Consider the following 24942-nt stretch of genomic DNA (forward strand, 5'->3'; position numbering starts at 1 on the left):
TCGTGGATCCTTCTAGATCGCGAGGCGAAAACCCGTAAATTCGTTGCGGACGGTTGGCGCAAGCCGAAAGCGACACGCACACCGGGCATAGCCCTGTGGGTTGACATAACATCCACCACGCATAATGCGCCGCCCCTCACGCGTTGGATCTTCGCGTCCGTCATGACGCTGATACGGGTACAATGCGTCAAGGCTCGCGGTCCATTCCCACACATTGCCCGCCATGTCATGTGCGCCGATGGGGCTGATGCCTTCGGGCCGGCTGCCGACAACGCTGCTACTGCCAAGGTTGCTTTCGCGCGTGTTGGCCAACTCAGCCCGAAATTCGTCGCCCCACGGAAACCGTCGTCCATCAGTGCCTCGTGCCGAGCGCTCCCATTCCGCTTCGCTGGGCAGCCGGAAGTGGTATGGTGCCGCAAGGCCTGGCACCACAATCGGTGTTTGGTGCAGCGACGCGGTGAGCCATTGGCAGAAGGCGACGGCCTCGTGCCAGTTGATATCAACCACCGGGTGATCGTGCAGAGCTACCGGGGGGAGCGTGCCACGCCAATGGAGTGGTGGTGTGATGCCGGTGGCACGCACAAAGGGGGCATAGAGCGCATTTGTCACGGGTGTTGCGGCGAGGGCAAAAGCCGGGAGCGCGACCTCGTGTTGCGGTGCCTCTTCACGATAGCTCTCACGGGTGCCACCATAGCGCCGCGCGAGCGCTGACAGATCGCGCTCGGACGTACCCATACGGAAGATACCGGCAGGGACATGCAGAAAGATGGGCAGCAGATCAGCGTTCATAAATCCGATCTAGACGGGCCAGTTCCCGTGTGTAGACAGTCTGCGCAAAATGTTCAATCTCGGTTACGTTGCGCACCGCGTCATAGCCTTTGACAAGGAAATCGTGCGCGACCTCGATCCCAGCCAATTTGGCGACCAGGCGGGAACGGTGCAGGCCGATCCCAAGCAACTGGGAACGTGAGAGCCGAAAGACATTGTAGAGGCTTGTGTCAACCAGCTTCAACTGAGTCAGGCGGTCATCATAGTTGTCGGTGAGCCGATAAAAATAGTCGTACGTCGCTTCGTCAAAATCAGTGCCCGTATTGTGACGAAACATCAGACGGGCTAACCCCCCGTCAAGTTTGTTGGTGAGATCGAGCAGTTCGAGGACAACCTCAACATCACGTACATGAACCCCCGGCAGCATTTGCAAAATATGCTGCAGCCGACGGGCACCCGCATCCCGCGCGGTAAAATCCCGCGGGCCGTACATTTCCGAAAAAAAGAACTCACCGACGAGATCGTACTGCGGGATCTCGGCCAGATCGCTATAGTCGCGCCGGAGGCGGTTGGATTGGAAGATCTGCAGCGCGATGCGGTATTGTGTCAGAGTTGTCATCAGGTCAAACGATCAAGCTGCACACGAGCGCGGGCGGCAAAGTCGCTCGATGCGTCGAGCTGGATAACCGTGCGGTAAGCACGGATAGCTTCTGCGGTATTGCCCATCGCCTCGGCGACGAGCCCACGATAAAACATGGCTTCGACAAAATCAGGCCGGTACGTAAGCGCCTGGTCAAAGGCGTTCGCGGCGGCGGCATAACGTCCCTGAGCATAATAGGCTCGCCCGAGCCAGTAGGCCGCATCAGGAAAGTTGGCCTCGAGCTGAATGGCCCGGTTGAGATCATCCATCGCTTGTTCTTCATTGTTCTGTTGAAGGGCAAGCACCCCTCGCCGGTAGAAGGTCTCTGCAATGGTATTATTTGCGGCAATTGATTGATTATATGCGTTCATCGCCTCCTTGTGACGCTGTTGTTCCTGCAAGAGTTTGCCTTGGAAGAGCAGGGCTTCGGCGTAGGTGGGCCGTTGTGCAAGCCCCTGATTGACAATCTCCAGGGCAAGGTTGCTCTCACCCTGGGCATGACGGGTCTGCGCTAGCCCGAGATAGGCTTCGGCAAAGCCTGGATCCAGGGCGAGGGCCTGGTTGTAGCGTTCGGCGGCCCCATAGAAGTCGCCCCGGCGCAAGAGGCTCTCGCCCACCCAGAACTGGGCATGCGCACTGGTTGGGCCATCAGGCAGCGCCGCCGCTGCTTCGAAATAGCTCTGCGCAAAGCCCCAGTTGTCTTGCGCCACGGCAATCATGCCGAGGCCAAGTTGGGCGTTGACGCGATTTGGGTCGAGACGGGTCGCCTGAGTGTAAAATTCACTTGCCAGGCTCAAATTGTCGCTGCGTCGGTGAAGATCGCCAAGTGCGATCAGAGCCTGCACGCGCAGATCGACCAGGGTGGGGTCGGAACTGCCTGCGGTCAATTCGAGCACGCGCTGCTGTTCGCCGATCGCGGCCTCAAGTTGCCCACGGGCGGCATAGGCCTCCCCCAGTTTGAAGTGTACCTGGGCGACGCCAGGTTGTGCGGCAAGAGCTTCACGGTAGGCAGTGATCGCCTGATCATAGGTACCGTGGGTCATAAAGGCATCACCAATGCGTTCCAGCGCCTTGGGATCACGCAGGCCCTGTTCGAGAATCGCCTCGTATTCACGATCGGCCTTCGCCGGATCATTCAGGGGCCCGTGGTAGAGATCGGCAAGCACAAGCCGTGCATCAAGGTTGGTGCTCTCAAAACGAAGGGCGTCGCGAAGGGCGCGTTCGGCTCCTTCGTAATCACCCAGGCGCATCAGCGTTTCGCCAAGCTCAAAGGCCGCTGTGCTATTGCGTCGCTCAAGCCGTAACGCATCACGGTAGATATCGCGGGCACGTTCAGGATGACCAGCATCATTATATAAACGCGCCAGTTCAATCGCTGCCATGGCGTTCGTGGTGCTCAAGTCGAGCAATTGGGCTTCGGCCTCGGCCCAGCTATCTGGCCCACTGAGCCGTAACAGGCGCGCATAGCTGATCGTCGTCAGCGATCCGGGCCGGAGCTCTTGCAACGCTGCGTAGTGGGTGAGGGCGGTGGCCCAATCGCCCTGTGCCTCGGCAATCCGGGCCAGGGCGACATGACTTGGAAAGAAGGCACTGTTGCGCGCCAGCGCCTCGTTGAAGAAACGCGTCGCCTCGCCCTGCTCACCTCGCGCAAAAGCGACCATGCCCTGCCCAAAATAGCCCTCTGGTTGTTGTGGGGCCACCTGGATCGCTTGATCATACCGCTCACCGGCTCGCTCTTGCTGACCCTGCAGGCGGTACATGCGCCCGAGTGCATTGACAACGGCAGGGATATTTGGATTGCGCTGATCAAGTTCATCAAGCACGGCGAGACTCGTCGAACGGGACGCCCCGGTGCCAAAGAGGGCCGCCAGAAAGCCTGGTTGTTCACTCAGCGTGGTGCGCTCGATCTCACCATGCACTAGGGCATAATAGTAGCGCTGACGGTCGCGGTTGCGTTCCGACCCTGCCGCCTGGGCACTCGCGAGCAACCCTGTTCCGGGGAATGCGGCGGCTTCGGTGACGGCGTGGCGTCGCCACTGGATGCTCTCTGCTTCGCTTGCCTCAAACGCACGCTGCAGATCAGCGAGGATCGGGCGTAACGAACTAACTGGTTGCTCCGGGGCGATTTCGAGCTCCCAGATCAGTTGTCCTCTGGTTTCAAGTTGGCGGGCAAGCGCGAGCAGGGCTTGCTCCTCATACAGACGAGCTTCATGCCGCTGATTGAACATCACGCGCAATGGCGTCGGGACGAGCCGTGGATCCCGGCGCATCTGGTGTTCCGCCGCTTCTAGCGTGGTGCTCGCCGCCTGCAATTGTCCGGTCTCACGATAGCCAGTTGTTAATTCAAACAAGAGCGGGGCGCTGGCTGGTAACAGATTCTGGGCCTGCTTGAGTTCAACCAGGGCATCGGCAGGCCGTTGCTCACGGAAGGCAAGCAGCGCCAGGTTGACCCGTAGCTCGCCGAGATCGCGTCCATCGAGTCGGCGCACAGCTTCGGCATAAGCAGCCAGCGCTTCGGGGTTGCCGCCATCAAAGAGGATCGCCCCGAGATTATTGGCGAGCAGCGCCTGCTCATGTCCCGGGAGGGCAAGCGCCTGGCGGTACTGGGTTGCTGCTTCATTAGCAAGCCCACGCGCCCAGAAGATATTGCCGCGCAGGGCATAGATCAAAGGATTTTCAAGCGCCGCATAGTCTTCTTGCAACTGATCAAGGCGGTTCAAGGCACGATCTGGTTCGCCCATGGCATAGTCGTAGAGCGCCACGACGAAGGGGGCAAGCACCGCTTGGCCGTTGATCGCTTCGGTCGTCAGCATATAGCTTCGGGGCAGCGCAAACCGACTGAGATAGCCATCCCAGGCGTTCGGGCCATAGATCCCGGTGGGGTTATAGATAAGGAACGGGCGCAGGGCCGCCTGATCGAGCAGGCTGCCCGCCTCGACTTGCCCCCAAATCAACAGATCCGCTTCGGCATCAACGGCCAAGGCCAGCGCCTCGACCGGATCGGCGGGTCGTCGTTGGGCCACACTCGCCACAATCGCCCGTTGCCCGGCACCTTGCAACACCTGCACCAGTTCGGCCGCGACACTCTCCCCGGTCGTCCCATCCCCTCCATCATCAAACGGGGCCACCACCACGATGAAGCGATCCGCCCGACTGACAAACTGATCCTGCATAAGCAGATAGCCAGCCCCGACAATGATCAACCCAACGATCAGCACCAAAACCAGCGCCTGGCGGCGACTGAGGGTGCGCAGATACGCACGAAGACGCGCCATGCCCTTGCCACGACGGGCACCACGAGCTTCGCGCTCGGGAGCGGCAGCCGTTCCTGGTTCAGCATGTGGCGTCGCGGGCAGTACATCATCGGTACGTCGCCGTCGCACAATCAGCAACGTGGTAACAACTGCCCCCACCACTGTGAGTAGTCCAAGCAGGACTAGCAGCACAAGTGTATCCATACAATTAGGATCCCTCGTATACCCAGCGTGGCTCAGTCACTGCTGCGCATCTGCAGCAGGATCTTGAGGTTGCCGCGGGCGGCAGCAAACGCTTCAAGCGCCCTCGTCAGCGGATACGTCGCCGTGATCAGTGGTCCGGTTTCGATCAGGCCGCGCTCGAGCAGACGCAGGGCCGGGGCAAAGGGGCCGCAACGTGAGCCAAGCAGTTGCACTTCATCAACAACCAGCATCGTCAGATTGATCTCTGAAGCCGCTTCAAACGTACTTTTGAGCACCAGCCGTCCCCGGGGGCGCACAAGCCGCCGGGCGGTGGCGAGGCCAGCCGGTTGCCCCGTACAATCAACGACAACGTCAAACGATCCCGCTGCCAGATGATCTTCGGTGGTGCAAGTGATGCCCTGGCGCTGATAGACGCCCCAGCGCTCAGGGTGGCGCCCAACCAGGGTCAGCGCGCATCCAGTGAGCCGTACGACCTGGACAATCATTGCCCCAAGCTTGCCGTCACCAACCACGGCAACCCGCTCGCTTGGCCGGAGATGGCTCTGTTCGACAATCTCAAGCGCTGCCGCCAGCGGCTCGACAAAGACGGCCGCTGTGTCGGGCACGTTTGGAGGAACGGCATGCAGACAACGCACCGGTAGGCTAAAACACTCGGCCATGACGCCATCGCGTCGGTCGATGCCGAGCGTCGTGCGCTGCGGACAATGGGGTTCATCGCCGCGGCGACAGGTCGCACAGACACCACAGGCCGCATTGATTTCGCCGACAACGCGTTGCCCAACCCAGGCCTGATCTTCACACGCAATGACGGTGCCAACAAATTCATGCCCAGGAACGCCTTGAAAGCCCATGTACCCACGCGTGATTTCAAGATCGGTATTGCAGATACCAGCCAGATGCGGACGAATCAAGGCCTCGCCGGGGCGCAACGCGGGATCGGCATACGTTGTTACCAGATTGAGTGAACCATCAAAAACCAGGGCTAGCATAGCGCCTCAAGGGGACAGAGCACATCCTTCTTCTCTGCTTGATTATACTACATTCTCATCTTGCTCATCGAGACGAATGCGTTCATTGGCCGTCTGGCTTGACTCAACATAACGTCCTGGCATCATCAGACTCGTCCAGCCCCCAGCATCGCGCAGGGCAAAGGGGTCGCTCTTGCCCCGAGCGGCGCGGGTTGCCCAGGTATGGCGCAAGTCGTGCGGCGCAAGCCCGGTGACGCCAATCCGTTCGCCGAGCAGGGCAACCCGGTCGCGGATGGCCCTAGTTGACATAAAACCCCAGAGTTCACCATTCTTGCGTGAGCCGCGCAGCAGCGGGCCGGTGGCGAGCGCATCGTTGGCAAGGTAGGCTTGGGCTGCCGCGAGACTATCAGTTGGCAGGTGGTGCGTCTGGGTTGTATGCACCTTCTCGCGATAGAACGTCAGCGTGCCATCACGGAGATCAATGCTCGCAACGGTCAGCGCCGCGAGCTCGCCGACGCGCAGGCCAAGATCGAGCAACAGACCGACGAGCAACGCATCGCGGCGGCCCTGGGGCGTAGCAGGCTGCTCCTTCAAGGCCTGGACCTGGGGCGTCGTCAAGACGATCGCCTGGGCCTTTTTGCTCCCCACCCGAGTTGGCGTAGCAGTGCGCCGTCGCTGCGTATCCATCGCCCGCGCCTGGCGACCACTATACCCACGCACCGTCCGGATCAGGGCAAGATCATCGGCCGGAATCACGCCAGCCTCATAGGCGAGCAAGCAATAGCGCCGGACAGTTGCGAGGCGCACATTGATCGACCCGATCGCATAACCCTGTTGCAACTGCCACTGCACAAACCCACTGACGAGGCCGTGGGTCACATGCTCCCAGGCGTCGGCCTGGGTCGGCAGCCGCGCCCCCAACGCCGCAACCTCAGCCTCAGGGATCGCCTTGATCGACCCAAGGAAAAAGGCAAAAAGCGCCAGATCCGCTTCCTGGCGGCGCAGCGTATCACCATCAATGCGTCCACGATACTCGGCAAACGTCGTCGCCAGCGCCGCAACATTCGCCGACGCCGCAACGCTCGGATCAATCCTTGGACGCACGATCCGGCCTGAAGGGGACGATGTTCCGTTTTCTTTACTTATGTCAACCATATGAGGGCTTTTTTCATATAACTTCCGATTACCCATACTAATCGGAAGTTATTGTAACCCAGGCGGAGGCCCCTGTCAACTGGCGGCAAAAGCATGCTGTTGCACTGTTTGGACAACTGCTGCGGCAAGTTTGATCGGTGTTGACGCAACGACACAACGGCGCAAAGGTCTGCTCCATCTCCCCACGCAGCAACGTGTTATTGTCAACTTGGTGCAGAGTGCATGGATAGCGAACCCCAGGGGCTATGCCACAAACGGAGGCAGAGAATGAAAGCAGAATTCACAGCAATTATCGAACCAGCTCCGGAAGGGGGATACTGGGCAAGGTGCCCTGAAGTCCCTGGGGCGAACGGACAGGGAGAAACCGTAGCTGAAGCAAAGGAGAGTTTGCGCCAGGCTATTGAATTGATTATGCATGACCGAAGAGAAGATATGTTGCGTGGTTTGCCCGATGATGTCATTCAAGAAACAATTGTGTTGACATGAAGCGTAAGAGCGACGCACCCAACCGACAGAGGCCTCTTCGGTGCGGAGTGAAGAGGGTTTCCGGCGGATAGCGATGCGTACCTGACAGGACAGATTTAGGTGGCAAACGTGCGGCGTCGCACTATACAGAGCAGATTTAGGTGGCAAACGTGCGGCGTCGCACTATACAGAGCAGATTTAGGTGGCATCATCGCGGTATAGAACGGGTAAGGCTCATCTAGGCCGCTGAATCGCTGTCTAATTCATGTTGGGCCGCCCTCAACCCAGAATGCTCTCCTATCTTGTTCGCATCCGCCTTTCCGCGTACCCACGTGGTACAATGTGTTTCGTACCCAAGACCGTTGATGGAGGAGCAAGATATGACCTTCACGATTGAAACTGAACAAGAAGCAGACATGCGCTGGATTGCGGAAATCATGGAATTAGCAGGTGTGCTCGCGTATGGGACGACCCGTGATGAAGCAATTGCACGCGCCAAAGCGCTCGCGCTGCGCGTACTTGCAGAGCGGTTAGAGCATGGGGAAGAACCGCTTGCCTTGGCGACCATTGCCTTTGAAGCGGCCCTCGTATGAGTACATGGCCCGCAACGAAAGCACGCCGTGTCCTTGCCGCACTCATTCGCATTGGGTGGCAGATCAAACGCACGTCTGGCTCCCACCGGACCTTATCACGTCCTGGCTGGCCCGATATGGTTTTTGCCTTTCACGATATAGACGGGACGCAGCCTATTTACAAGGCAATCGCACCCTGTTTTTACCTCCTTACTATGATAAAATGACGTATTATCGCTTTCAAAAAGAGCGAGTACCACGCACGGAGGAATGAATACCATGGATATAATGACAACGCAAAGTATATCCGCAGTAAAGTACGAGGCAATCGTACAGGAAGATGGGCATATCGAACTCCAAGTTCCGTTTGCGCCAGGAAGGCGTGTTGTTGTCTTTGTGCTTCAAGAGCAGGAAGAACCCGATACATTCAGTGATCTTACCCATGCGGCCGCAAGTAGTCTCGCATTTTGGGATCACCCCTTTGATGATGAGGATTGGAATAATGATTGACCAAGGTGTAATTGTCCTTATACCGGTGCCCTTTACCGATCTTTCATCAACAAAACGTCGGCCCGTGATTGTTATTTCAAGTGCGACGTATAATCGGACGACATCCGACATGATTGTGGTGGCGATGACCTCAAATCCAGCCCAAACACGGTATAGCTTTACGATTACCAACCAGGATCTTGTGGAAGGATCACTGAATCGGCCAGGACAAGTACGGACAGATAAGATCTATACGCTTTCACAAAGTATCGCTGTTCGTGTTTTTGGCAAAGTGAAAACAGAAATAATAGAGAAAATAAAAGTACTCTTGAATAAAGCGACAAATATAGAGCAATAAAAGCACTGCCCGCCCGCCCAACATTCGCCGTAGCCGACGCCGCTGCGCGGCCCCAAACGAGGGTGAGTCTGTCAGTCTGATCGCGTGCCGACTGTGGTTGCCATCCCGACCGTCGCAGCGGCGCGGCTAGGCTCTGGCGTTAGGTCTCGCAAATGAACACCTTGCCCTCCATCGACGAAGTAATCGCGCAGCTCGCCGTGCATGGAATCGCGCTCCCGCAAGGTACTGTTCGCGTTGACGGATACGGAGATTCAGCCGAGCTGTCCACAGAGCTACTCGACCTCATCAAGTCAGGGCGCAAGCGAGCAGGGACTGGACTGCTATGGGCTTACGAACACGATGGTGAACCCATCGCACAGACAGGAGACATCGAGATCGTCGTTGACCATCGAAACCAACCTGCACTGATCACAAGAATCGTGAGGTCTGAGGTCGTCGCTTTCATTGAAGTCAGCGCGGAGTACGCAGCAATCGAGGGAGAAGGCGATGGTTCATTGGAATACTGGCGCAAGGGGCACTGGAACTTCTTCTCCCGTGAGTGCAGACGCATCGGAAGGGAGCCAACGGAAACCATGCCAGTCATCTGCAACGTCTTTGAAGTACTGCATGTTCTACCTGCGCCGAGCGACGCCTAACCACTCGCTCAAGTGGAGCGCCCCCAACCCGTACACACCCAGGCCGAATCGCGAGTCAAAAAGACATACAACATGGCTCTGCGTGTATCGTGGCTTGACGGCTTCTTGCTTCCCTTGTAAGGTCGAACACCTGCTGAGCGGAAAAGCGTCCAATGAGAGCCAGCCATCCCTGCAGCGCTGAACGAGAAGCGCACGCTCCTCGAACCCGATCATCCTGACCTGAGTATTCGGCGTCAGTGTGCGCTCCTCGGCCTCAACCGCGCATCATATTACTACAGTGCACAAACACCCTAGAAGAGATCGTGCGTATGTAGCTGTACTTCTGGAAGCATCGTTGCCGTAATCATATTGCCGCGTAATACTTTGTGGAGTTGCGTATATTCATTTTGCACGGGTTGGGTATACTGCTCAATTACGAGCTTATGTACGTCAATAATCCATACTTCACTAATCCCGGAACGTGCGTACCGCGGCAATTTTTCGTCGCGATCATACTCGATTGAACTATCGGCAATCTCAATAACGAGCAATACATCATCTGGGGTTGCGAGGGCGCGCGTATAAAAATCATCACGGGGACTCAAGATCGCAATATCAGGTTGTGGCTCGCTATAGTCGCTTAAGCGGATGGGGTTTTGAATACTTACAATGCCTGCCGTTCCCACAAGGAGGCTTAAGAGCCGATTTAACTTATTGACGATCCCCACATGCAGCGGGCCAATTGGGCTCATAACGTAGATCTCTCCATCCAGCAGTTCAACCCGATCATCTTCGGTAAGAATACCCGCCTGACGCATCAGGGTATAATCGTGAACCGTAAATTGGTGCCGTGTGCGCGTGATCGTCATCTGTAGTGCTCCTCGTTCCCGCCCGCTATCTCTGTGCCGATGTTGGCATATCATACCATCCGGTCTTCTTTGCAAAGGATTGGGGCAAGCGGGCCAGTACAGGCAGTTACCCAGAAGCGCATCTACCCCTCCGTCGTTGCCAAGGGCATGCAGTTGGTCAGGTAATCGCGTGGCACATTGGCCCCTTTGGTGCCGACTACTACTTCAATAAACCGGGCGTGTTACGAAATGATACAAGAATATCAACATCGCTCTCGGCATGTTGCTCATTTCGTACATATGACCCAAAAATACCAAGTCGTTCTACATCATATTCTTCACGAAGCTGTGGTAAAATGGTCTGTAATCGCTGGATAATGGGGTCAATCGGTGGTGACTGATCGATAACGTTTCTCATAAAACCCTCGTATAGCTTACGTGTCATACGATACCACAGAGAAACATGAATAGATAGGTTGTTCCTCGTTTTGACGGCAGCATGCGCTGAAATTGGCGCACTAATTGCGTCTGGTCAGAAGCTTTCGACGTGATGGCGCTCGGCCAACTCCCGTGCCAGACGTGTTGCAAGTAGGCCCATGCCCAACTATCACACCCAATAATGCCCCGGCCCATCGCCCCAGAAGCTGCGCGATCCAAAAAGCGACGCACCAAGCGAAGCCCACTGGCATGACGCAGGTAGGTCTTTTCCAGTGTGGGATAAATCCAAAAGGTATCTCTTTCGGGAAGGGAAGCGAGCCAGACATCTGCGTTTTCCATGATTTGCTCTGGCGTAGGCGAGTTGACGATTGTTGCATCGCTCTGAGCCGCCCATGCCATCAGCTTTTCAGCATGACCGCCATGTGGTGGTTCAACAAGGAATACGATATTCTGACCGATCCGATCGGGTTTTAACCAAGTTTGCAGGGTTTCTCTTAAGGCGCTACCACTAGCCTCCCAATTTGGCGCAGAGCTGATCTGCTCTAACTGGCTGGCATCTAGTGTCCGTAAATCTGACTCTGGTTTGAAGGCCACTTCAGATTTCTCTTCCTCTTGGCGAAAGATGCGCCATATTTGGGAGAGCCCCTTTCTGGTCACTTGCGAGGCAGGGACTTCTGGGGATTTATACTCGGAGATCGGAATGAATTCCCAGACTTGCTGAGGGTCGTCTTGCTTACGTGAAGGATTGGTCATAAGGGCACAAGCTATTTTTATCCTAAAATCAGTGAGGTATTGAGTGCGATACGGGGAAAGGTTGGCGATGTAACGGTATCACCCAGTAACACTTTTTGAAGACGGGTATATTGGCCTTTGACCGGCAACGTGTACTGCTCAATGAGGAGTTCTGTTAGATTGACAATCCACGCTTCCGGTACACCTGCTTGCGCATAGCGCGGCATCTTTTCTTCGCGATCATACGTGAGCGCGGTATCAGCGACTTCGATCAATAGCAAAATATCATCCGCCCTTGGCAATGCCTGCGCATAATAGTCGTCACGGTAGCGCAGCACGGCAAGATCGGGTTGGGGTTCTGTGTAATCAGTCAATTGCACGGGATTTTGCGGGCTGATAATGGCCTCATCTTGCACTTGGCGCATAAGAAAGGTCATCATTTTGGTATCGTATTCTGGTTGCATCTCATCATCATTGTCAAGTCGCACATCGAATGCGCATCCCGGCGATCAACGGCCAGGGAATGTTGGGCGTGCCCGCTTTTGCCTCCAGCGAGACCATCCGGGCGGCCTCGCCCAGCACCTGAAGCTCGCGCATCACGGCACTTTGGACGAGATCGTTCGCAAGAAAGTCGGCTTCACGCATCCCACGGATAAACCTGGCGATCTTCTGCAGGGCGAGCAGCATGTCCAGCATCAGGGCTTCATCGCTCCGCATAGACCACCTCGGCAGCATGCAAGATGAGGTCGCGACGGAGGTAATTGGCACTCTGCTCAATGGCCTTGCGATCAATCAAATCGACCGGTCGGCCAAACACCTGCTCCAACTGGGCGCTCATCCGTACCTGATCAAACAAGCTATAGCGCACCTCGTCGCGAAACTGGACGAGCACATCAATGTCGCTGTCGGGCCGAAAGTCGCTCCGCAAGACCGATCCGAAGAGGGCAAGCTCAGTAATGCCCCACTCCTGGCAGAACGACCGAAGCGCGTCGATCGAGTCGCGTATGATGGTGTCAGCCACTGCGTTCATCGCGTACCACCTTGCTGAGCGTACGATGCTGATACCGTTCTCTAACGGCCAGCAATCATCATTGACCTATTCTAGCACCCCCGCACCTTGCGCGGGTGTGACACGCCAAGCGCGGCGGCAATCGGCGCAACGCTGGTTTCCTTGGCAAAGGGATGGCACAGACGACGCGGCAAAAAACGCCCAGGGGCAGCGATGCGCCAGCGGCGTCCGCGTGATTCATCCTTCGCCATCTTGATTTTTCAAAACCGTCGCCAACAAATCAATCTGCCCGATATGATGGGTGGTGTGGAGCAGGTTCCGCAGGATGGCTTTGACCACGCTGTGCGCCTCGTCACGGATGTAGACGGTTTTGGCAAAGTCTTCTTCTGTGAGCGATTCGAGGGTTGCGAAAAGGATCTGCCAGCCTTGCTCCCAACGTTCCATGATCTGTGGGCGATTGTCGCTCGCCTCATGCACAAACTCACGTGGGCGCTGACGGTCCGCCTTTTCACCATCTCTGGTCAAAAAATCAGTCCAACGCGAGATGAAGTTGCCACTGATGTGCTTGATCAAAACAGCAATGCTATTGCTTTCAGCGTCCCCGCCCTGTTTCAGGCGGGTAAAAAACGTCGTGTCATCGATGCGGCCTAAGGCTGCATCCGCCATTTGTTTCTGCTCTTGGTACTGCGCAATGAATTCTGCCTTACATTCCATCCAAAAACTGGACATCATTCAGTCTCCTTCTTATTTTGGGTATGCCGAGGGATCTGCCACCAGATCTGCGAATGCCCCCATCCGCCCCTCCCGTCGGCGTCAATGCCTCGGCAACGGAACGCGAAGGCGGCCGGTGCCGACTGAATCCAGCCAGCGCATCCCGGCGCGCAACGACTCAACCGACCGCAAAATCAGTATACGGACGCTTATAGGGCGGATGGAAGGCTTTTCGGAAGCATTTTCATCAGAGACGGCTCGAAGACGTTGCGCCCAGGCTGAGGAATACGCACGCAGCGGCAGGCTGCACACCGGTGTTGGGCCGCTTGGAGGATGGATTATGCTGTGGCATATTCGGTAAATGGACGTACGCTTGCTTCTTGAAATCCTAAAACAATAGCACTTTTTGGAATACCTGCGTGTACTAAATCATAAGTAATACCACTATCTATTTCATCACGCTGAACCCAGACTTTATCGTGAATGATTTCGATATGAACAAGGCAGCCATGAATACGTTTTGATCCATCCCATCCTTCAGTAAGAAGGACATAGCTGTCGCGTTCCACATCAAAAACGGGCTTACACTGAATACTCCCATGGGCATACGGTATTTTCGTGTATATTAGCAGGACAGCTTGAATGATTTGGCGATACTGCGCTAGGGTATCCATTGGAGAACCTCCGCTGTTTCTGGATTAAAGACGATCAGGCGAATCCGCTCTTGCTCAACGATGAACTGGCCAATTGGTTCGACAAAAAGCGCCAGATAGGTTGCTTCGCGAATTGCGAGATACAGCACCCGCTCAGGCTCTGTCGCCTGTAAAAGCGTCCGATACAAGATAAATTGGCCCAGGGCATTGCGCAGGTCTTCTATTTCTGATGGCCCGATAAAGCTTTTAATCTCGACGGCAATTTTTCGCCCCTGATACTCTGCTGCGACAAGTTGCTCTGCACCAAGATCGACATACATATCCTTGGTGCCCCATTGGAGCCGTAGCGGATCATGCGTGATCTCCCACCCGGCTTTCGTCAGCGCCTGTTTTACCGTCGTGTGATAGACATCGCGTGCGGGCACGTACACACTCCCTTCCTCGCGAAGGTATCGTTCTCGCTCCATTATACAAGGTTTTACGGTACGGTAGGGCTCTATGATGAGAGGGCATCAAAAAAGTACCATGCAAGCGCTGCCACTGCCGCCTTTCGCCACCATACCATCGTGGTGATGCACCGGCACACAGGGTTGACGATAATCAATACGTAAATCAAAACCTCCGAATTGAATAACTAATGGATCATCTGTTACATTGCAACTTCACGGTAACTGTCCCGCCTACTGTAACAGAAGGGCGGATGCTCAGCAAGAGGTATGGCGTCGTTACTGCCGCCGAACATGAAGTAGACAGCACGTTTGCCACCTCTATCCACCCCATCCCTGTTCCACCGCGATGCGCCCATCTCCATCTACGTTCCCGCTATGCTCTACACCGCGTAGGTGCTGACGCTGTCGCCTTCCGCCACGCGCTACGGCAAACCCACCGGCGATAACCGTCAGGTGCAAAGCTCCCCGGCGATCATGCCGCCGCATCCATCACGGATGCAATGCTCACCCCCGCACTTTGCGCGGCGTGGTACGCCAAGCGCGGCGGCGATCGGCGCAAAGCCAGTTTCGTTGGCAAAGGGGGCCGGCGGCGGCCTCTCACACAAGGTCTAGGCAAGACCTCACAGGTCTGGACGAGACCGCATCGGGTCGAGAAGACCTGTGAGGTCTTCCATGGAGTGATCCTTGATCGGCATGGCCAGACCTCACAGGTCTGGACGAGACCGCATCGGGGCGAGAAGACCGGTGAGGTCTTCCATGGAGTGATCCTTGATCGGCACGGCAAGACCTCACAGGTCTGGACGAGACCGCATTGGGTCGAGAAGACCGGTGAGGTCTCGTCCTTGCGGTGATCCTTGATCGGCACGGCACGGCAAGGCCAGACCTCACAGGTCTGGTTGAGCGGATTCATTTCTTAAAATCCATAACGCCTCGGCTCCCGCGTGCGAAGCCGGCCTTCGCCGACTCGCCTAGGCCACGCAGGTGGCCTTCGCTCCCCAGGAGCCGAGCCGTTGACGGCGACGGAAGAAGATGCAATCGCTCTGATGCGCATGGTGGATGCAGATCAAATCTCCGCCCTTATGTTTGCTGGATTCACCGATCGGATATTTCGGGAATATGCCCTTTCCCCTGGTCATACTCGTCGTGCGTCAAAATGGCACGAATGGACAGAGGAATCAGACCACAGCAAACTATAGAACCACAACCCTTCGCGCCTTTGCGTCAAAAACTGGTCTTCTTTGCATACCGACTCACGTCGGTGACGCCGCTATGCTCCTACTCTTCGCCATAATGATACTTCGTGCTCGCTTCGATCAGGGCGATTTCGTCGGCGCTTAGGTCAAAGAGTTGGTAGACCCTGGCGTTGAGTGCGGTTTCTCCTGCGATGATCGCTGCGGTGTGCGCGGCATGCGCGGCCCGCTGTGTGTCGAGCCAGTCTTGCCAGTCGTCACGCTCTTTGAGGGCGATCTCGCGTTTGAGCGCTTTGTGGACCTCCGTGCGGAAGGCCGGGAAGTCGAGCGTCCACCAGGCGGTGAGTTTTTGATTGAGCTTGGTGCCTGGTGCGCCGCCCAGGTCGCTGAGGATGCGGCGGCGCGCGCGCTGGTGCAGGGTGTAACGCGCCTGCGCTTCGGCAGTGATTTGCATCGCTAGGTCGCCGATGATGTCGCGCTCGGCGGCGGTCGCGTCGGGAATGGGGAGGCGTGAGATGAATTGGGCGAAAAGTTGAAATCGCTCCATGCCAGCTCGCTCACCTAAACCTAGCGCAGTTCGCATAATAAGAAACCAAATAGTGCGCGAGTTGAGAAGCCCTACCAGCCAGGGTTGCTCGGTTGGAATAATAAAGCCTTTGTTGTTCACGTAAGCTCCCGTATCATCCCAACTGAAGCGAGGTTGTTTCGCAAGTTCGGGGTAGAAAACCTTGGTTTTCCCAAACGCGTCGTAGTAATCACAAGGACGCAATTCCCACCAGTACTCACCTTTATCGCCTCGCTTCCGCGCATCAGCAGCAAAAGGTTTGAGGTGTGCCGCAATACCAGGGTAGAGCGCTTGGAGTTTGACCCATGCCTCCGCTTCATTCAAGCCGGGGCCAAAGGTTTGCCCAGTCCACTTGTTTGGCAGTAGGATGAGCCAGCGACCTTCGGCCTCTTGATACCAGGGTCGCAAATCTTCACCACGTAAGAACGGTTTCAGTACCGCAGTACTAGCAGGATCGGTCTCCACGATCCGATCATAAGTTACTTGATCAATGATAAAGGCTTCATTTAAGCCTGTTAAAACACCTCGGTATATTGCATTTTTAGCTGCACTTCCTAATGGTTTCCGATCCAATACTAACTTTGCAAGTAACTGCCGCCCCGCGCCATCCCCAAGCTGCCAACCGGTATCCTGCTGATCATGGATGCTGACCAGGGTGAGCTTGGCGGCAACCTGGGTGGCAAACGCTCTCACGCCTTCGCCCCGGTTGAAGGTGGCGACCTGGGCGGTGTGATCATGCGGCGGCGTGGCTTTGCGCACCAGCGGAATGGCCGGGTAGACATCGGGCGCATCGGCAAAGACCCGGTTGTCGCCCAGGTCGATCAGTTGCTCAACTGTTACCTGTTCACGCATAAAGCTGCGCAGCGGTGTCGCGTAGTTGGCCCGTAGCCAGGAATTGCTGGCAATATACCCCAGCCGCCCGCCTTGCCGCAGCAACTTGACGCCCTGGTGGAAGAAGAAGACAAAGAGATCCGCTGTCCCGCTGTAGGTTTCGGGGTAGGCCCGTTGCAGGTAGGGCTTGAGCGGGCCGAGTTGTTCCTGGCGCACGTAGGGCGGGTTGCCAATGATCGCGTCAAAGCCGGCCTCTTCCCCCAGCGGGCGACCGTGGCGATCAAAGAAGACTTCGGGGAATTCGAGATCCCAATGCAAGAAGCGTTGCGCTTCGGCCAACGCACGTACCTGCGCCAGCAGCGGCTCGTAGGCGGGCATGGCAAACGCCCCGCTCTCGCGCTTGCTGGCATACGCAAGCAGACTCGGCCAGAGGCTCTGGTCGGGCGCCTGGGCGAAGTCGTCGGCGGTGCGCAGATCGGCCTGTACCGCGAAGCGTTCGGTCAACTCGCGCCGGATCAGTTCGTACAGTTGCTCCTGCTCTTTCACCTCGGCCACGGTGCGCCCGGCGCTGCCTTCAATCAGCCACATCGACCCGACGGCGCTCGACATCGCCCCGGCAAAGGCCGGATCTTCCAACATCGAGAGCTGGCCCGCCTGCGCCGCCGCAAGCTCTTTTTTGCTCCGCTTCGCCGGCTTCACCGGCTTGCTGACCGCGACCTCGGTCGCTCTGGAACCCACCAGCGCATTGCCACAGCGCAGGTGATGGTCAAGGAAGGAGAGCGGGCGACCCTTCGCGGCGGTCGCCAGCCAGAGCGAGAGCTTGGCGAGATCAACCGCCAGCGGGTTGAGATCGACGCCGTAGATGCAACTCTGCGCCACGCGCCGCTTCCAATAGACCAGATCAGGCTCCTCACCGGCCTCGGCGGGCGGCTGAACGCCCAACTCGACGAGGTAGCGCGCGATATACTCCGTCGCCGCCACCGGAAAATGCCCGCTACCCATCGCCGGATCGAGGCAATTCACCGCCAGCACCGCCGCAATCTTCGCCTCATCCGTCGTCTGCCCAGCGACCGCCGCGTCCAGCAGCGGGCGCAAGGTCTGCTCAACAATATACTGCACCACAAAATCGGGCGTATAGTAGCTGCCGGTGCGATGACGCTCGCCCTTATCATTGAAAAGATCAAGCGTAAAGCCGTCAGACGTAGGCGCAATCGGCTGCAAATGGTACTCCAGCAAGCCTTCGTAGATCGTACCAAGATGGCGCTCGGCCAGGTCGCGGTAATCGATCTGCTCCTTGTTCACACGAGCGAGCTTATCCAGCGCCCGCTGAAGCTGCGCATCACCAATCGTATAGCGCTCAAGAAAAGGATGCCGCTGCGGATCAAACAGGCCGCCATTGAACGTCGCAACCTGAAGCGGCGGACTCCCGCCATTGATGATCTGGAAGAGATCGCGCAAGCGTGCCCAAGTACGCCCAGTATCGGCAAGCAGCGTCAAGCCACTATCGAGACGACGCACCACCTGACGCACCGTCGCCGCCAGGCTATAATCCTCGCGATAGGACGCACTCGCACGCAACGGCAGCAACTCACGGGCCTCAGCGTAAAAGATAAAGAGCAACCGATAGAGCACAATCAAGCTATGGCTATAGACCTCACGCAGCGTCTCGGGCGTCGGTTCTAACCGATTGCCCGGATAATCGAGCAACCCCTGGGCAAGATGGCGGAGCGCATCAAAGACCTGCGCCTTGAGACTCTCACTCACGCCACGCGCATAAGCACTGCTCTCGCGGAGCATCGCTTCGAGCGCGAGCGGTTCCGTCGCCGCAGGGTTGAAAGCAGCCCGCCGAAAGAAGGCATAAAAATAGAGGAACGCATCAACATCACCGGCCTCGACCAACTGACGCAGATCGACCTCGTAGAAACGATCCTGCTTATGAACGGTATCCTTATGATAAAGCCGCCAGAAGCGCCCATTGGTCAAGACACCCCAGGCCACCCCGCTATGGCGCATGTAAAAAGCAATCTGATCAGCCGGAACTTTATTGATCTCATCGCCCTCACCGGTACTCGAAACATCCAGCTTACGCTCCCAATGCTTCGCATCGCCCACCGCAAACGCCGCACCGAGATCGGCCTCCGTCAACACCCGGCCCTTATTGGCATTCAGCGCCGCCTGATCGCGATAAAAGACATAATCCGGCTTCTTCGTCCCCTTGGGCGTACGCAACGCAGCCTGAACCTCAAAGCTATGCCCAAGCGCCAGCAGCACCGGACGCACCAAATCATGCTCCGTCTGCGCCTCATTATTCGAAGGCGTAAAAGCTGCCAGCAGTGCTTGCACCTGAGCCAGCACCGGCATAGCTTCCGCACGCAGCGCCAGCCACTCCTCACGCTGAGGCAACGTCACATCAAGATACCGATCAGCAAAAAGCTGGCGATTGTGGTGGCGCTGAGCCAGGGCCAGAGAGAGTTGCGCTGCTGACATAGGGGGAGGGGCAATCCTTTTCAAATAAGCTCACGTGAAGGCGCGAAGGCTTCACTCACCTATGCGAAAACCTTTGCGCCTTTGCGCCTTTGCGTCAAAAGAACCGGCGTATTTGCAAGGTAGTGCGACTACACCCGCGCCACCGCCCAAACCCGCCACAGACACACGCTTGCACTCAGCGCAGTGAGCACACCAAGCGCAGGATAGAGCGCGGGCACGGCAAAGAGCCAGGGCTTGCCGGCAGTGAACGCCTCGAGCGTCCAGGGCTGCCCATAGTATTCGGTGATCAGCGTGACGAGGCCGTACGTGTTAAAGATAAAGACGAAGAGCACAAGCGCCAGCAAGAGCGGCGTTTCGAAACGGCGCGGCAAGAGACCGAGCAGGCCAAAGACCAGCAGCCAGATCGTGGCACCGAGCATCCCAAAGAGGTAGCGCCCCCGCGAAATATAGACATAATCGCCATAGGGCGGGATTGGATGCACACGCAGCAGCAACGCGGCCACCCCGACCGCGAGCAGGCTCAACAGCATCCAGAGCACCCGCCGCTGCCAGAGCGCCACCTCAGCGCGGCGGCGGAAAGCCCGGACAAGCAAGCCAAGGCCGGCACCGGCACTGAGCAGCAGAAAGATGATCGTCCAGACCCCATCGAGCACAATGCGATCCCAGCCATAGGCGCCCCAGTGCGTACGAAAGGCAACGTCAAGGGTAAAAGGATAGAGTTGCGAACTGTTTTCCCAGTCCATAAGCGAAAGGAAAAAGGGCTCAAGCCTGAGGCGCAGATACTGCTGATCGAGTTGCAGCAACCAGGGTCGCAAATCGAAGGCGAGGCCCGCGTCGGTCGGCGCGATCTGCACTGCCGCCACCAAGCCCCCCACAGCAAGCGCAGCAAGAAGCAGCAGCGTCACCCAACGCCAGATCCCACGGATCGGCTGGCGTTTGAGCGCCCAGAAGAGCGCCAGCACCAGCGGCACCACGCCGAGCACCGCCGTCCGTTTGGCTGCCACCCCGATCCCCAGGCTAAGCAACGCCATCAGCAACGGCAGCGGACGCAGACCATCGCGGATCAGCAGCGCACAGGCGAGCAACAAGCTAGCCCCGGTCGCATTGATCAACACATCGTTATTCACCGTGACCATCAACGAGGCAAACGAAGGCAGCGTGGCATAGATCAACGGCACCGCCACCTGGAGTGACGGCTGATCAGGGGCCAGCACCACCGCGAGCCGCCAGATCGCCAGCACCGAGACGACATAGAGTGCGAGGCTCACGAGACGAGCGGCATAGAGCTGCGTTTCGATCGACTGTTCAAGCGTCTGTTCAATGGGCACCCCGGCAAGCTCATAATAGAAGGGCGGATGAATGCGCTGGTTAAAACCAATGAAAGGCACCCCAGGCGAGCGGTAGGTCGGCTCGCCATCAGGCCCCCAGAAGTCAAAGCGCAGCATCGAATCGGCAATTGGCTGCACAAACTCATTGCGGTAGGTCGCAAGATCGCTCGCCGCGCGGATCAACGCATGCTCAAAATGGGTTGGCTCATCATAGCCCTGCCAGGGCAGCACCAAAAAGAGATAGAGCAAGCCGTGGAGCACCGCAAAACTCAACAGGCACGCGAACGTCACCCAATCTGTTGCCTTGCGGCGGGAAGAAGCAAGCGGGGAATCGGCAGCAATCTGGGTCATCGTCGTCTCCGCAGCCAGCGCATCGTCCAGAGCGCCAAAAAAAAGACCGCCGCCGTAATCGTCAGCCTGATCAACTCAAGCCAGAGCATTTCACGGGCGATCAACATCACCCCGATGAGAAAGAGGGCAAACCCGCTGGAAAACCAGGACTCAATCGGTGCAGCGAGAGGAATACGCCGCATATGATCGCCATAACTCAGCGTCGCAAAGAGGATCGCGACCCCGCTGATGATCAATGCCAACTCAGCGAGATAGGGCCAATCTTCCATCCCCCAAATCCCCCTTGCGCATGAACCACGAACCATCTCGCGCACGCATGGTAGCACACACCACGCGGAGGACGCAACCAGCAGCAGGGGCACGGCCAGGGCTGAGGCAACGCCCACCTGACCGGAGCACCGTCGGGCTGAAGCCCTCGGCGATGGGTCGCGAAGGCCGCCTGCGCGGCCTCATTCAGCCCGCGCAGGCGGGCTTGGCACGCAGGAGCCGAGCCGTTGACGGCGACGGCAACCCCGGAGATCTGACGTTGCATCAGCCCTGTAGGGGCACGGCGGTGCCCTGCCCCCGCGGTGCCGTGCCCCGGCGGTGCCGTGGCCGTCAAAAGGTTTCACCAGAGGGCGTCAAACCGCCCTGAGGCCCGGGAGGACGTCTGGATGGCGGGTGGCTTCGTCGCGCCGTCGGAAACCTAGGTGTGCGCCGCCGCGATCCGTGGGGGAACGGAGCGGTGTCCCGGCGCACATCTGGCAAGTTTGATGGGGTGGCACACCGCCATGTGGCAATAGCGCGCACGGGAACGCCCGTGACCGAGCAGGTGAAACCCTTTGACGGGCCGTGCCCCCACGCCCCCACGCCCCCACGCCCCCACGCCCCGTGGCATCCCCGGTGACATTCCCGCCCCATGCGATCCGTCGTACGGGCACGGCGGTGCCGTGCTCCCCACGCCGCCGTGCCATCCCCGTCACCCCCGCTCTAGGAGGCGGGTGAGAGCGAGAAGTCCATCAAGCTGCGATGCTCGGCACTTCAGGTATCACCCGCCCGACCGCCTGGCGCAGAGCCGCTGGGCGATGGCAAAAGACATGATCCTCTGGGATCATGGCAAAAATATCGAGGCGACTCAACTGGCGATGCATCGCGGCGGTGGGGCTCACGATGAAGACCTCGCCCCTGGCGTCGACGGCATCTTTGATCGCATTCTCGATCGCCAGCGAAATCGTATCATCCAGCAGGGGCACATTGCTCAGATCGATCACCACGGCATCATACTCGCTGATAGTCGCGTGCTGACGCGCAATCGCCTTCGAGACCCCAAAGATCATCGGGCCACTCAGGTAAAAGAGCAAGACCCGTCCATCGGCCTGTTGCAAGAGGCTGCGCTCTTCGTCAGTCATCTGGATCGCATCGTCAGCGTCACTAATCGCCTTCACATGCTCTGACTGCAACGCGCTCAGCCGCTCGATCGTCAAAATGTTGGCAATAAAAATGCCCACCCCAACCGCAACAATCAGATCAACAAAAACCGTCAACAACAACACGCCATACATAATCACCGTTGTCTGGAATGAGACCCGATGCGCCCGTTTGAGCAAGCTCCAGTCGAGGATGTTGAAGCCAACATGCATCGCAATGCCAGCAAGCACGGCAAGCGGGATCTGTTCGGTCAACCTGGCGGCCCCGAACACCACGACGAGCAATAGCAAGGCCCGGATCACTCCGGCAAGCGGCGTTCTGCCTCCACTCTGGATATTGACCACGGTTCCCATCGTGGCCCCCGCACCCGGCAACCCCCCAAAGAGACCCGCGAAGAAATTGCCAATGCCCTGACCAATCAACTCCTTATCTGAACGATGCTCGGTACGGGTCAGGCTGTCGGCAATCATTGCCGTGAGTGTCGTATCAATGCACCCGAGCATCCCCAGGATAAGACCATCAATCACCATCGTCGTGATCTGCTCGGGGGTAAAGGTGGGAAAGATCAACTCGGGCAAGCCAACCGGAATCACCCCGATCCGACGGAGATCTTCATTGGCAAAGACCAACAACGAGACAACCGTACCCGCAACAAGCGCGATCAACTGAGGGGGCACATAGCGTTTGAAGCGCGCCGGAAAGAGAAAGAGGATCGCTAGCGTCAAAACACCCAGGATCGTCTCGGTAGGGCGAATATTCGCCACCAGGGTCGGCAGATTTTGCAACGTCCCCAGGACACCCCCCGGCGGACTCGGCTGGCCCATCAGCGGGGCCAGTTGCAACGTCATCAAGATAATGCCAATCCCCGACATAAAGCCCGAAATGACACTGTAGGGCATCAGCGTAATATACTTGCCCAGTTTGAGCAGGCCAAACAAGATCTGAAAGAGGCCCGCAAGCATCACCACCGTAAAGGCCATGGCCATCCCTTGATCGGGGTTCTGCGCCAGCATCGCGACAATCACCGCCGTCATAACCACCGTCATCGGGCCAGTTGGCTCTGAGATGAGCGTTGATGTCCCCCCAAAGAGTGCCGCAAAGAGACCAACCAGCACGGCCCCATACAGACCGGCTGCAGGCCCTGCCCCCGAAGCAACCCCAAACGTCAACGCCAGCGGCAACGAAATAATGGCCGTCGTCACCCCACCGAACAGGTCCCCGCGAAGGTTATCGAACCGGAAGTGATTGAAGACCTGCATACCCTCTCCCAGGCTACGCATGACTTTTTAAGTCACTATATATAGTTCACGATATATGTATCGTGATTATAACACACTAAGCCAATGGTGGCGCACAGCAAAAAACAAGCCAGCATTGCTGGCTTGTTTTTTGCTGTGCGCCACCATTGGCCGTTACAGCCCAAGGCGTTGACGGAGCAGCGTCATCTCTTGCTCAACCCGCGTCGTGAGCGCCTCCTGGTCAGAGGCGGGCAAGAAGGTAGCCCGGGCCGCTGTGCTGACCGTACCACACAACTGGTCGAGGGTCAGACCAAGGTGCGTCAGCGAGCGGCGGTACTCTTCGGTCAACGTCGTCGCAAAGAAGGTCGGGTCATCAGAATTAATCGTCACCGGCACCCCCGAGGCCACCAGCGAGCGCAACGGGTGGCTGGCCCACGTCTTGATGGCACCGGTCAACAGATTGCTACTGGGGCAAATATCGAGCACAATGCCCCGTTCGGCCAGCGTCTGCACCAGATGAGGATCATCAACGCTGCGCACCCCATGGCCGACCCGTTGCGCCTCAAGAAAGTCGATCGCGCCCCAGACACTCACCGGCCCGACCACCTCACCCGCGTGGGCCATCACGCCAAGCCCTGCGGCACGGGCAGACGCAAAGACGGGGGCAAACGGCTCGGGGGGATGCCCAATCTCATTGCCACCGATCGACCAGCCGACAACCCCGCGGTGCATCAGCGCACAGGCGACTTCGAGTGACTCCCATGCCCGTTCGGGGCCATACTGGCGCCCATAATCAAGCGCCAGACGGAGCATAATATCAGCCTCACGCTCGACCTGCGCAAAGCCGGCCATCGTGCCCTCAATGACCTCATAGAGATCCACCCCACGCAGCAGGTACTGCATCGGTGAAATCATCACCTCGGCGTAGCGCACATGTTGGTGGGCGAGATCGTGGCCCAACTCATAGGCCAGTTGTTCAAAATCCTCACCACTCACGATGGCACGCGTCATCGCCATAAACACATTGAGAAAATCGCCAAAATCGCGATAGCGAAAGAGGGCGGCGACACCCTCTTCATCATTGGCGGGTAAGGTGACCCCATTGCGTTCAGCCAGCACTAACAACGTGCGCGGGGTAATCGTCCCCTCCAGGTGAAGGTGGAGTTCCACCTTGGGCATCTGAGTGATAAAGGTCTCAAGCACTGGCGTGAGCACAAT

General features: G+C 57.6%; 25 protein-coding genes. 6 read left to right on the plus strand and 19 right to left on the minus strand.

The annotated features are described in order from the left end of the window. Window positions 1-12 precede the first annotated feature (12 nt). The 5 genes from EKD05_RS02890 to EKD05_RS02910 are packed head-to-tail and all read right to left on the minus strand — an operon-like array spanning window position 13 to window position 6989. Window positions 13-789 carry a formylglycine-generating enzyme family protein gene (locus EKD05_RS02890; protein WP_129670808.1) on the minus strand — a complete coding sequence of 259 codons (777 nt, stop codon included), beginning with the start codon at window positions 787-789 and terminating at the stop codon, window positions 13-15. Further along, complete coding sequence (locus tag EKD05_RS02895) at window positions 779-1387, minus strand: hypothetical protein (RefSeq protein WP_129670809.1); 609 nt, start codon at window positions 1385-1387, stop codon at window positions 779-781. Before EKD05_RS02895 ends, EKD05_RS02890 begins: the two co-directional genes overlap by 11 nt. Beyond that, window positions 1387-4866 carry a tetratricopeptide repeat protein gene (locus EKD05_RS02900; protein ID WP_129670810.1) on the minus strand — a complete coding sequence of 1160 codons (3480 nt, stop codon included), beginning with the start codon at window positions 4864-4866 and terminating at the stop codon, window positions 1387-1389. Before EKD05_RS02900 ends, EKD05_RS02895 begins: the two co-directional genes overlap by 1 nt. Before the next feature lie 32 nt (window positions 4867-4898). Continuing rightward, window positions 4899-5855, minus strand: a complete 957-nt coding sequence (locus EKD05_RS02905) for an alcohol dehydrogenase catalytic domain-containing protein (protein WP_129670811.1) — start codon at window positions 5853-5855, stop codon at window positions 4899-4901. Window positions 5856-5897: 42 nt separating this feature from the next. After that, a complete protein-coding gene (locus tag EKD05_RS02910; protein ID WP_165360554.1) occupies window positions 5898-6989 on the minus strand; it encodes a site-specific integrase in 1092 nt (363 codons plus the stop codon). Between the two features lie 267 nt (window positions 6990-7256). On the opposite strand from EKD05_RS02910, the gene EKD05_RS02915 reads away from it, so the two are divergent. From EKD05_RS02915 to EKD05_RS02940, 6 genes are all read left to right on the plus strand, one after another. Further along, the gene (locus EKD05_RS02915) at window positions 7257-7475 is read left to right on the plus strand and encodes a type II toxin-antitoxin system HicB family antitoxin (protein WP_129670813.1); all 219 of its coding nucleotides are present in this window, start codon (window positions 7257-7259) and stop codon (window positions 7473-7475) included. 359 nt (window positions 7476-7834) lie between these two features. Then, entirely contained in the window at window positions 7835-8047 is a 213-nt protein-coding gene (locus tag EKD05_RS02920; RefSeq protein WP_129670814.1) for a type II toxin-antitoxin system HicB family antitoxin, read from the plus strand. Next, on the plus strand, window positions 8044-8253 hold the full coding sequence (locus tag EKD05_RS02925) for a type II toxin-antitoxin system HicA family toxin (RefSeq protein WP_129670815.1): 210 nt from the start codon (window positions 8044-8046) through the stop codon (window positions 8251-8253). The genes EKD05_RS02920 and EKD05_RS02925 overlap by 4 nt, the downstream gene beginning before the upstream one ends. A gap of 52 nt (window positions 8254-8305) precedes the next feature. Beyond that, window positions 8306-8536, plus strand: coding sequence for a hypothetical protein (locus EKD05_RS02930; protein ID WP_129670816.1), 231 nt, complete (start codon window positions 8306-8308; stop codon window positions 8534-8536). Next, a complete protein-coding gene (locus EKD05_RS02935; protein ID WP_129670817.1) occupies window positions 8529-8873 on the plus strand; it encodes a type II toxin-antitoxin system PemK/MazF family toxin in 345 nt (114 codons plus the stop codon). Before EKD05_RS02930 ends, EKD05_RS02935 begins: the two co-directional genes overlap by 8 nt. Before the next feature lie 152 nt (window positions 8874-9025). Further along, on the plus strand, window positions 9026-9508 hold the full coding sequence (locus EKD05_RS02940; RefSeq protein WP_129670818.1) for an ASCH domain-containing protein: 483 nt from the start codon (window positions 9026-9028) through the stop codon (window positions 9506-9508). Window positions 9509-9798: 290 nt separating this feature from the next. Here EKD05_RS02940 and EKD05_RS02945 read toward each other — a convergent pair whose 3' ends face one another. The 14 genes from EKD05_RS02945 to add form a co-directional block, all read right to left on the minus strand. Then, on the minus strand, window positions 9799-10356 hold the full coding sequence (locus EKD05_RS02945; protein WP_129670819.1) for a Uma2 family endonuclease: 558 nt from the start codon (window positions 10354-10356) through the stop codon (window positions 9799-9801). Between the two features lie 199 nt (window positions 10357-10555). Continuing rightward, a complete protein-coding gene (locus tag EKD05_RS02950) occupies window positions 10556-10780 on the minus strand; it encodes a nucleotidyltransferase family protein (RefSeq protein WP_370374869.1) in 225 nt (74 codons plus the stop codon). Further along, the gene (locus tag EKD05_RS02955; RefSeq protein ID WP_129670821.1) at window positions 10777-11526 is read right to left on the minus strand and encodes a hypothetical protein; all 750 of its coding nucleotides are present in this window, start codon (window positions 11524-11526) and stop codon (window positions 10777-10779) included. Before EKD05_RS02955 ends, EKD05_RS02950 begins: the two co-directional genes overlap by 4 nt. A gap of 17 nt (window positions 11527-11543) precedes the next feature. Beyond that, entirely contained in the window at window positions 11544-11969 is a 426-nt protein-coding gene (locus EKD05_RS02960) for a Uma2 family endonuclease (RefSeq protein WP_129670822.1), read from the minus strand. Window positions 11970-11982: 13 nt separating this feature from the next. Continuing rightward, the gene (locus EKD05_RS02965) at window positions 11983-12222 is read right to left on the minus strand and encodes a DUF86 domain-containing protein (protein ID WP_165360555.1); all 240 of its coding nucleotides are present in this window, start codon (window positions 12220-12222) and stop codon (window positions 11983-11985) included. Next, window positions 12209-12535: a nucleotidyltransferase family protein gene (locus EKD05_RS02970; protein WP_129670824.1), complete on the minus strand. Its 327-nt coding sequence runs from the start codon at window positions 12533-12535 to the stop codon at window positions 12209-12211. The genes EKD05_RS02965 and EKD05_RS02970 overlap by 14 nt, the downstream gene beginning before the upstream one ends. A 216-nt stretch (window positions 12536-12751) precedes the next feature. Next, complete coding sequence (locus EKD05_RS02975; protein WP_129670825.1) at window positions 12752-13246, minus strand: DUF1572 family protein; 495 nt, start codon at window positions 13244-13246, stop codon at window positions 12752-12754. A gap of 317 nt (window positions 13247-13563) precedes the next feature. Further along, window positions 13564-13899, minus strand: coding sequence for a XisI protein (locus tag EKD05_RS02980; RefSeq protein WP_129670826.1), 336 nt, complete (start codon window positions 13897-13899; stop codon window positions 13564-13566). Then, window positions 13887-14303, minus strand: coding sequence for a XisH family protein (locus EKD05_RS02985; protein WP_129670969.1), 417 nt, complete (start codon window positions 14301-14303; stop codon window positions 13887-13889). Before EKD05_RS02985 ends, EKD05_RS02980 begins: the two co-directional genes overlap by 13 nt. A gap of 1299 nt (window positions 14304-15602) precedes the next feature. Then, the gene (locus EKD05_RS02990) at window positions 15603-19400 is read right to left on the minus strand and encodes an Eco57I restriction-modification methylase domain-containing protein (RefSeq protein WP_129670827.1); all 3798 of its coding nucleotides are present in this window, start codon (window positions 19398-19400) and stop codon (window positions 15603-15605) included. Between the two features lie 128 nt (window positions 19401-19528). Then, window positions 19529-21079, minus strand: a complete 1551-nt coding sequence (locus EKD05_RS02995) for a glycosyltransferase family 39 protein (RefSeq protein WP_129670828.1) — start codon at window positions 21077-21079, stop codon at window positions 19529-19531. Beyond that, window positions 21076-21348 (minus strand): hypothetical protein, encoded by a 273-nt coding sequence (locus EKD05_RS03000; RefSeq protein WP_129670829.1) that lies wholly within the window; start codon window positions 21346-21348, stop codon window positions 21076-21078. The genes EKD05_RS02995 and EKD05_RS03000 overlap by 4 nt, the downstream gene beginning before the upstream one ends. Before the next feature lie 729 nt (window positions 21349-22077). Then, on the minus strand, window positions 22078-23745 hold the full coding sequence (locus EKD05_RS03005) for a SulP family inorganic anion transporter (RefSeq protein WP_129670830.1): 1668 nt from the start codon (window positions 23743-23745) through the stop codon (window positions 22078-22080). 153 nt (window positions 23746-23898) lie between these two features. Beyond that, window positions 23899-24939 carry an adenosine deaminase gene (gene add / locus EKD05_RS03010; RefSeq protein WP_129670831.1) on the minus strand — a complete coding sequence of 347 codons (1041 nt, stop codon included), beginning with the start codon at window positions 24937-24939 and terminating at the stop codon, window positions 23899-23901. Window positions 24940-24942: the final 3 nt, after the last annotated feature.

Source organism: Candidatus Chloroploca sp. Khr17, assembly GCF_004138165.1.
GTDB lineage: Bacteria > Chloroflexota > Chloroflexia > Chloroflexales > Chloroflexaceae > Chloroploca.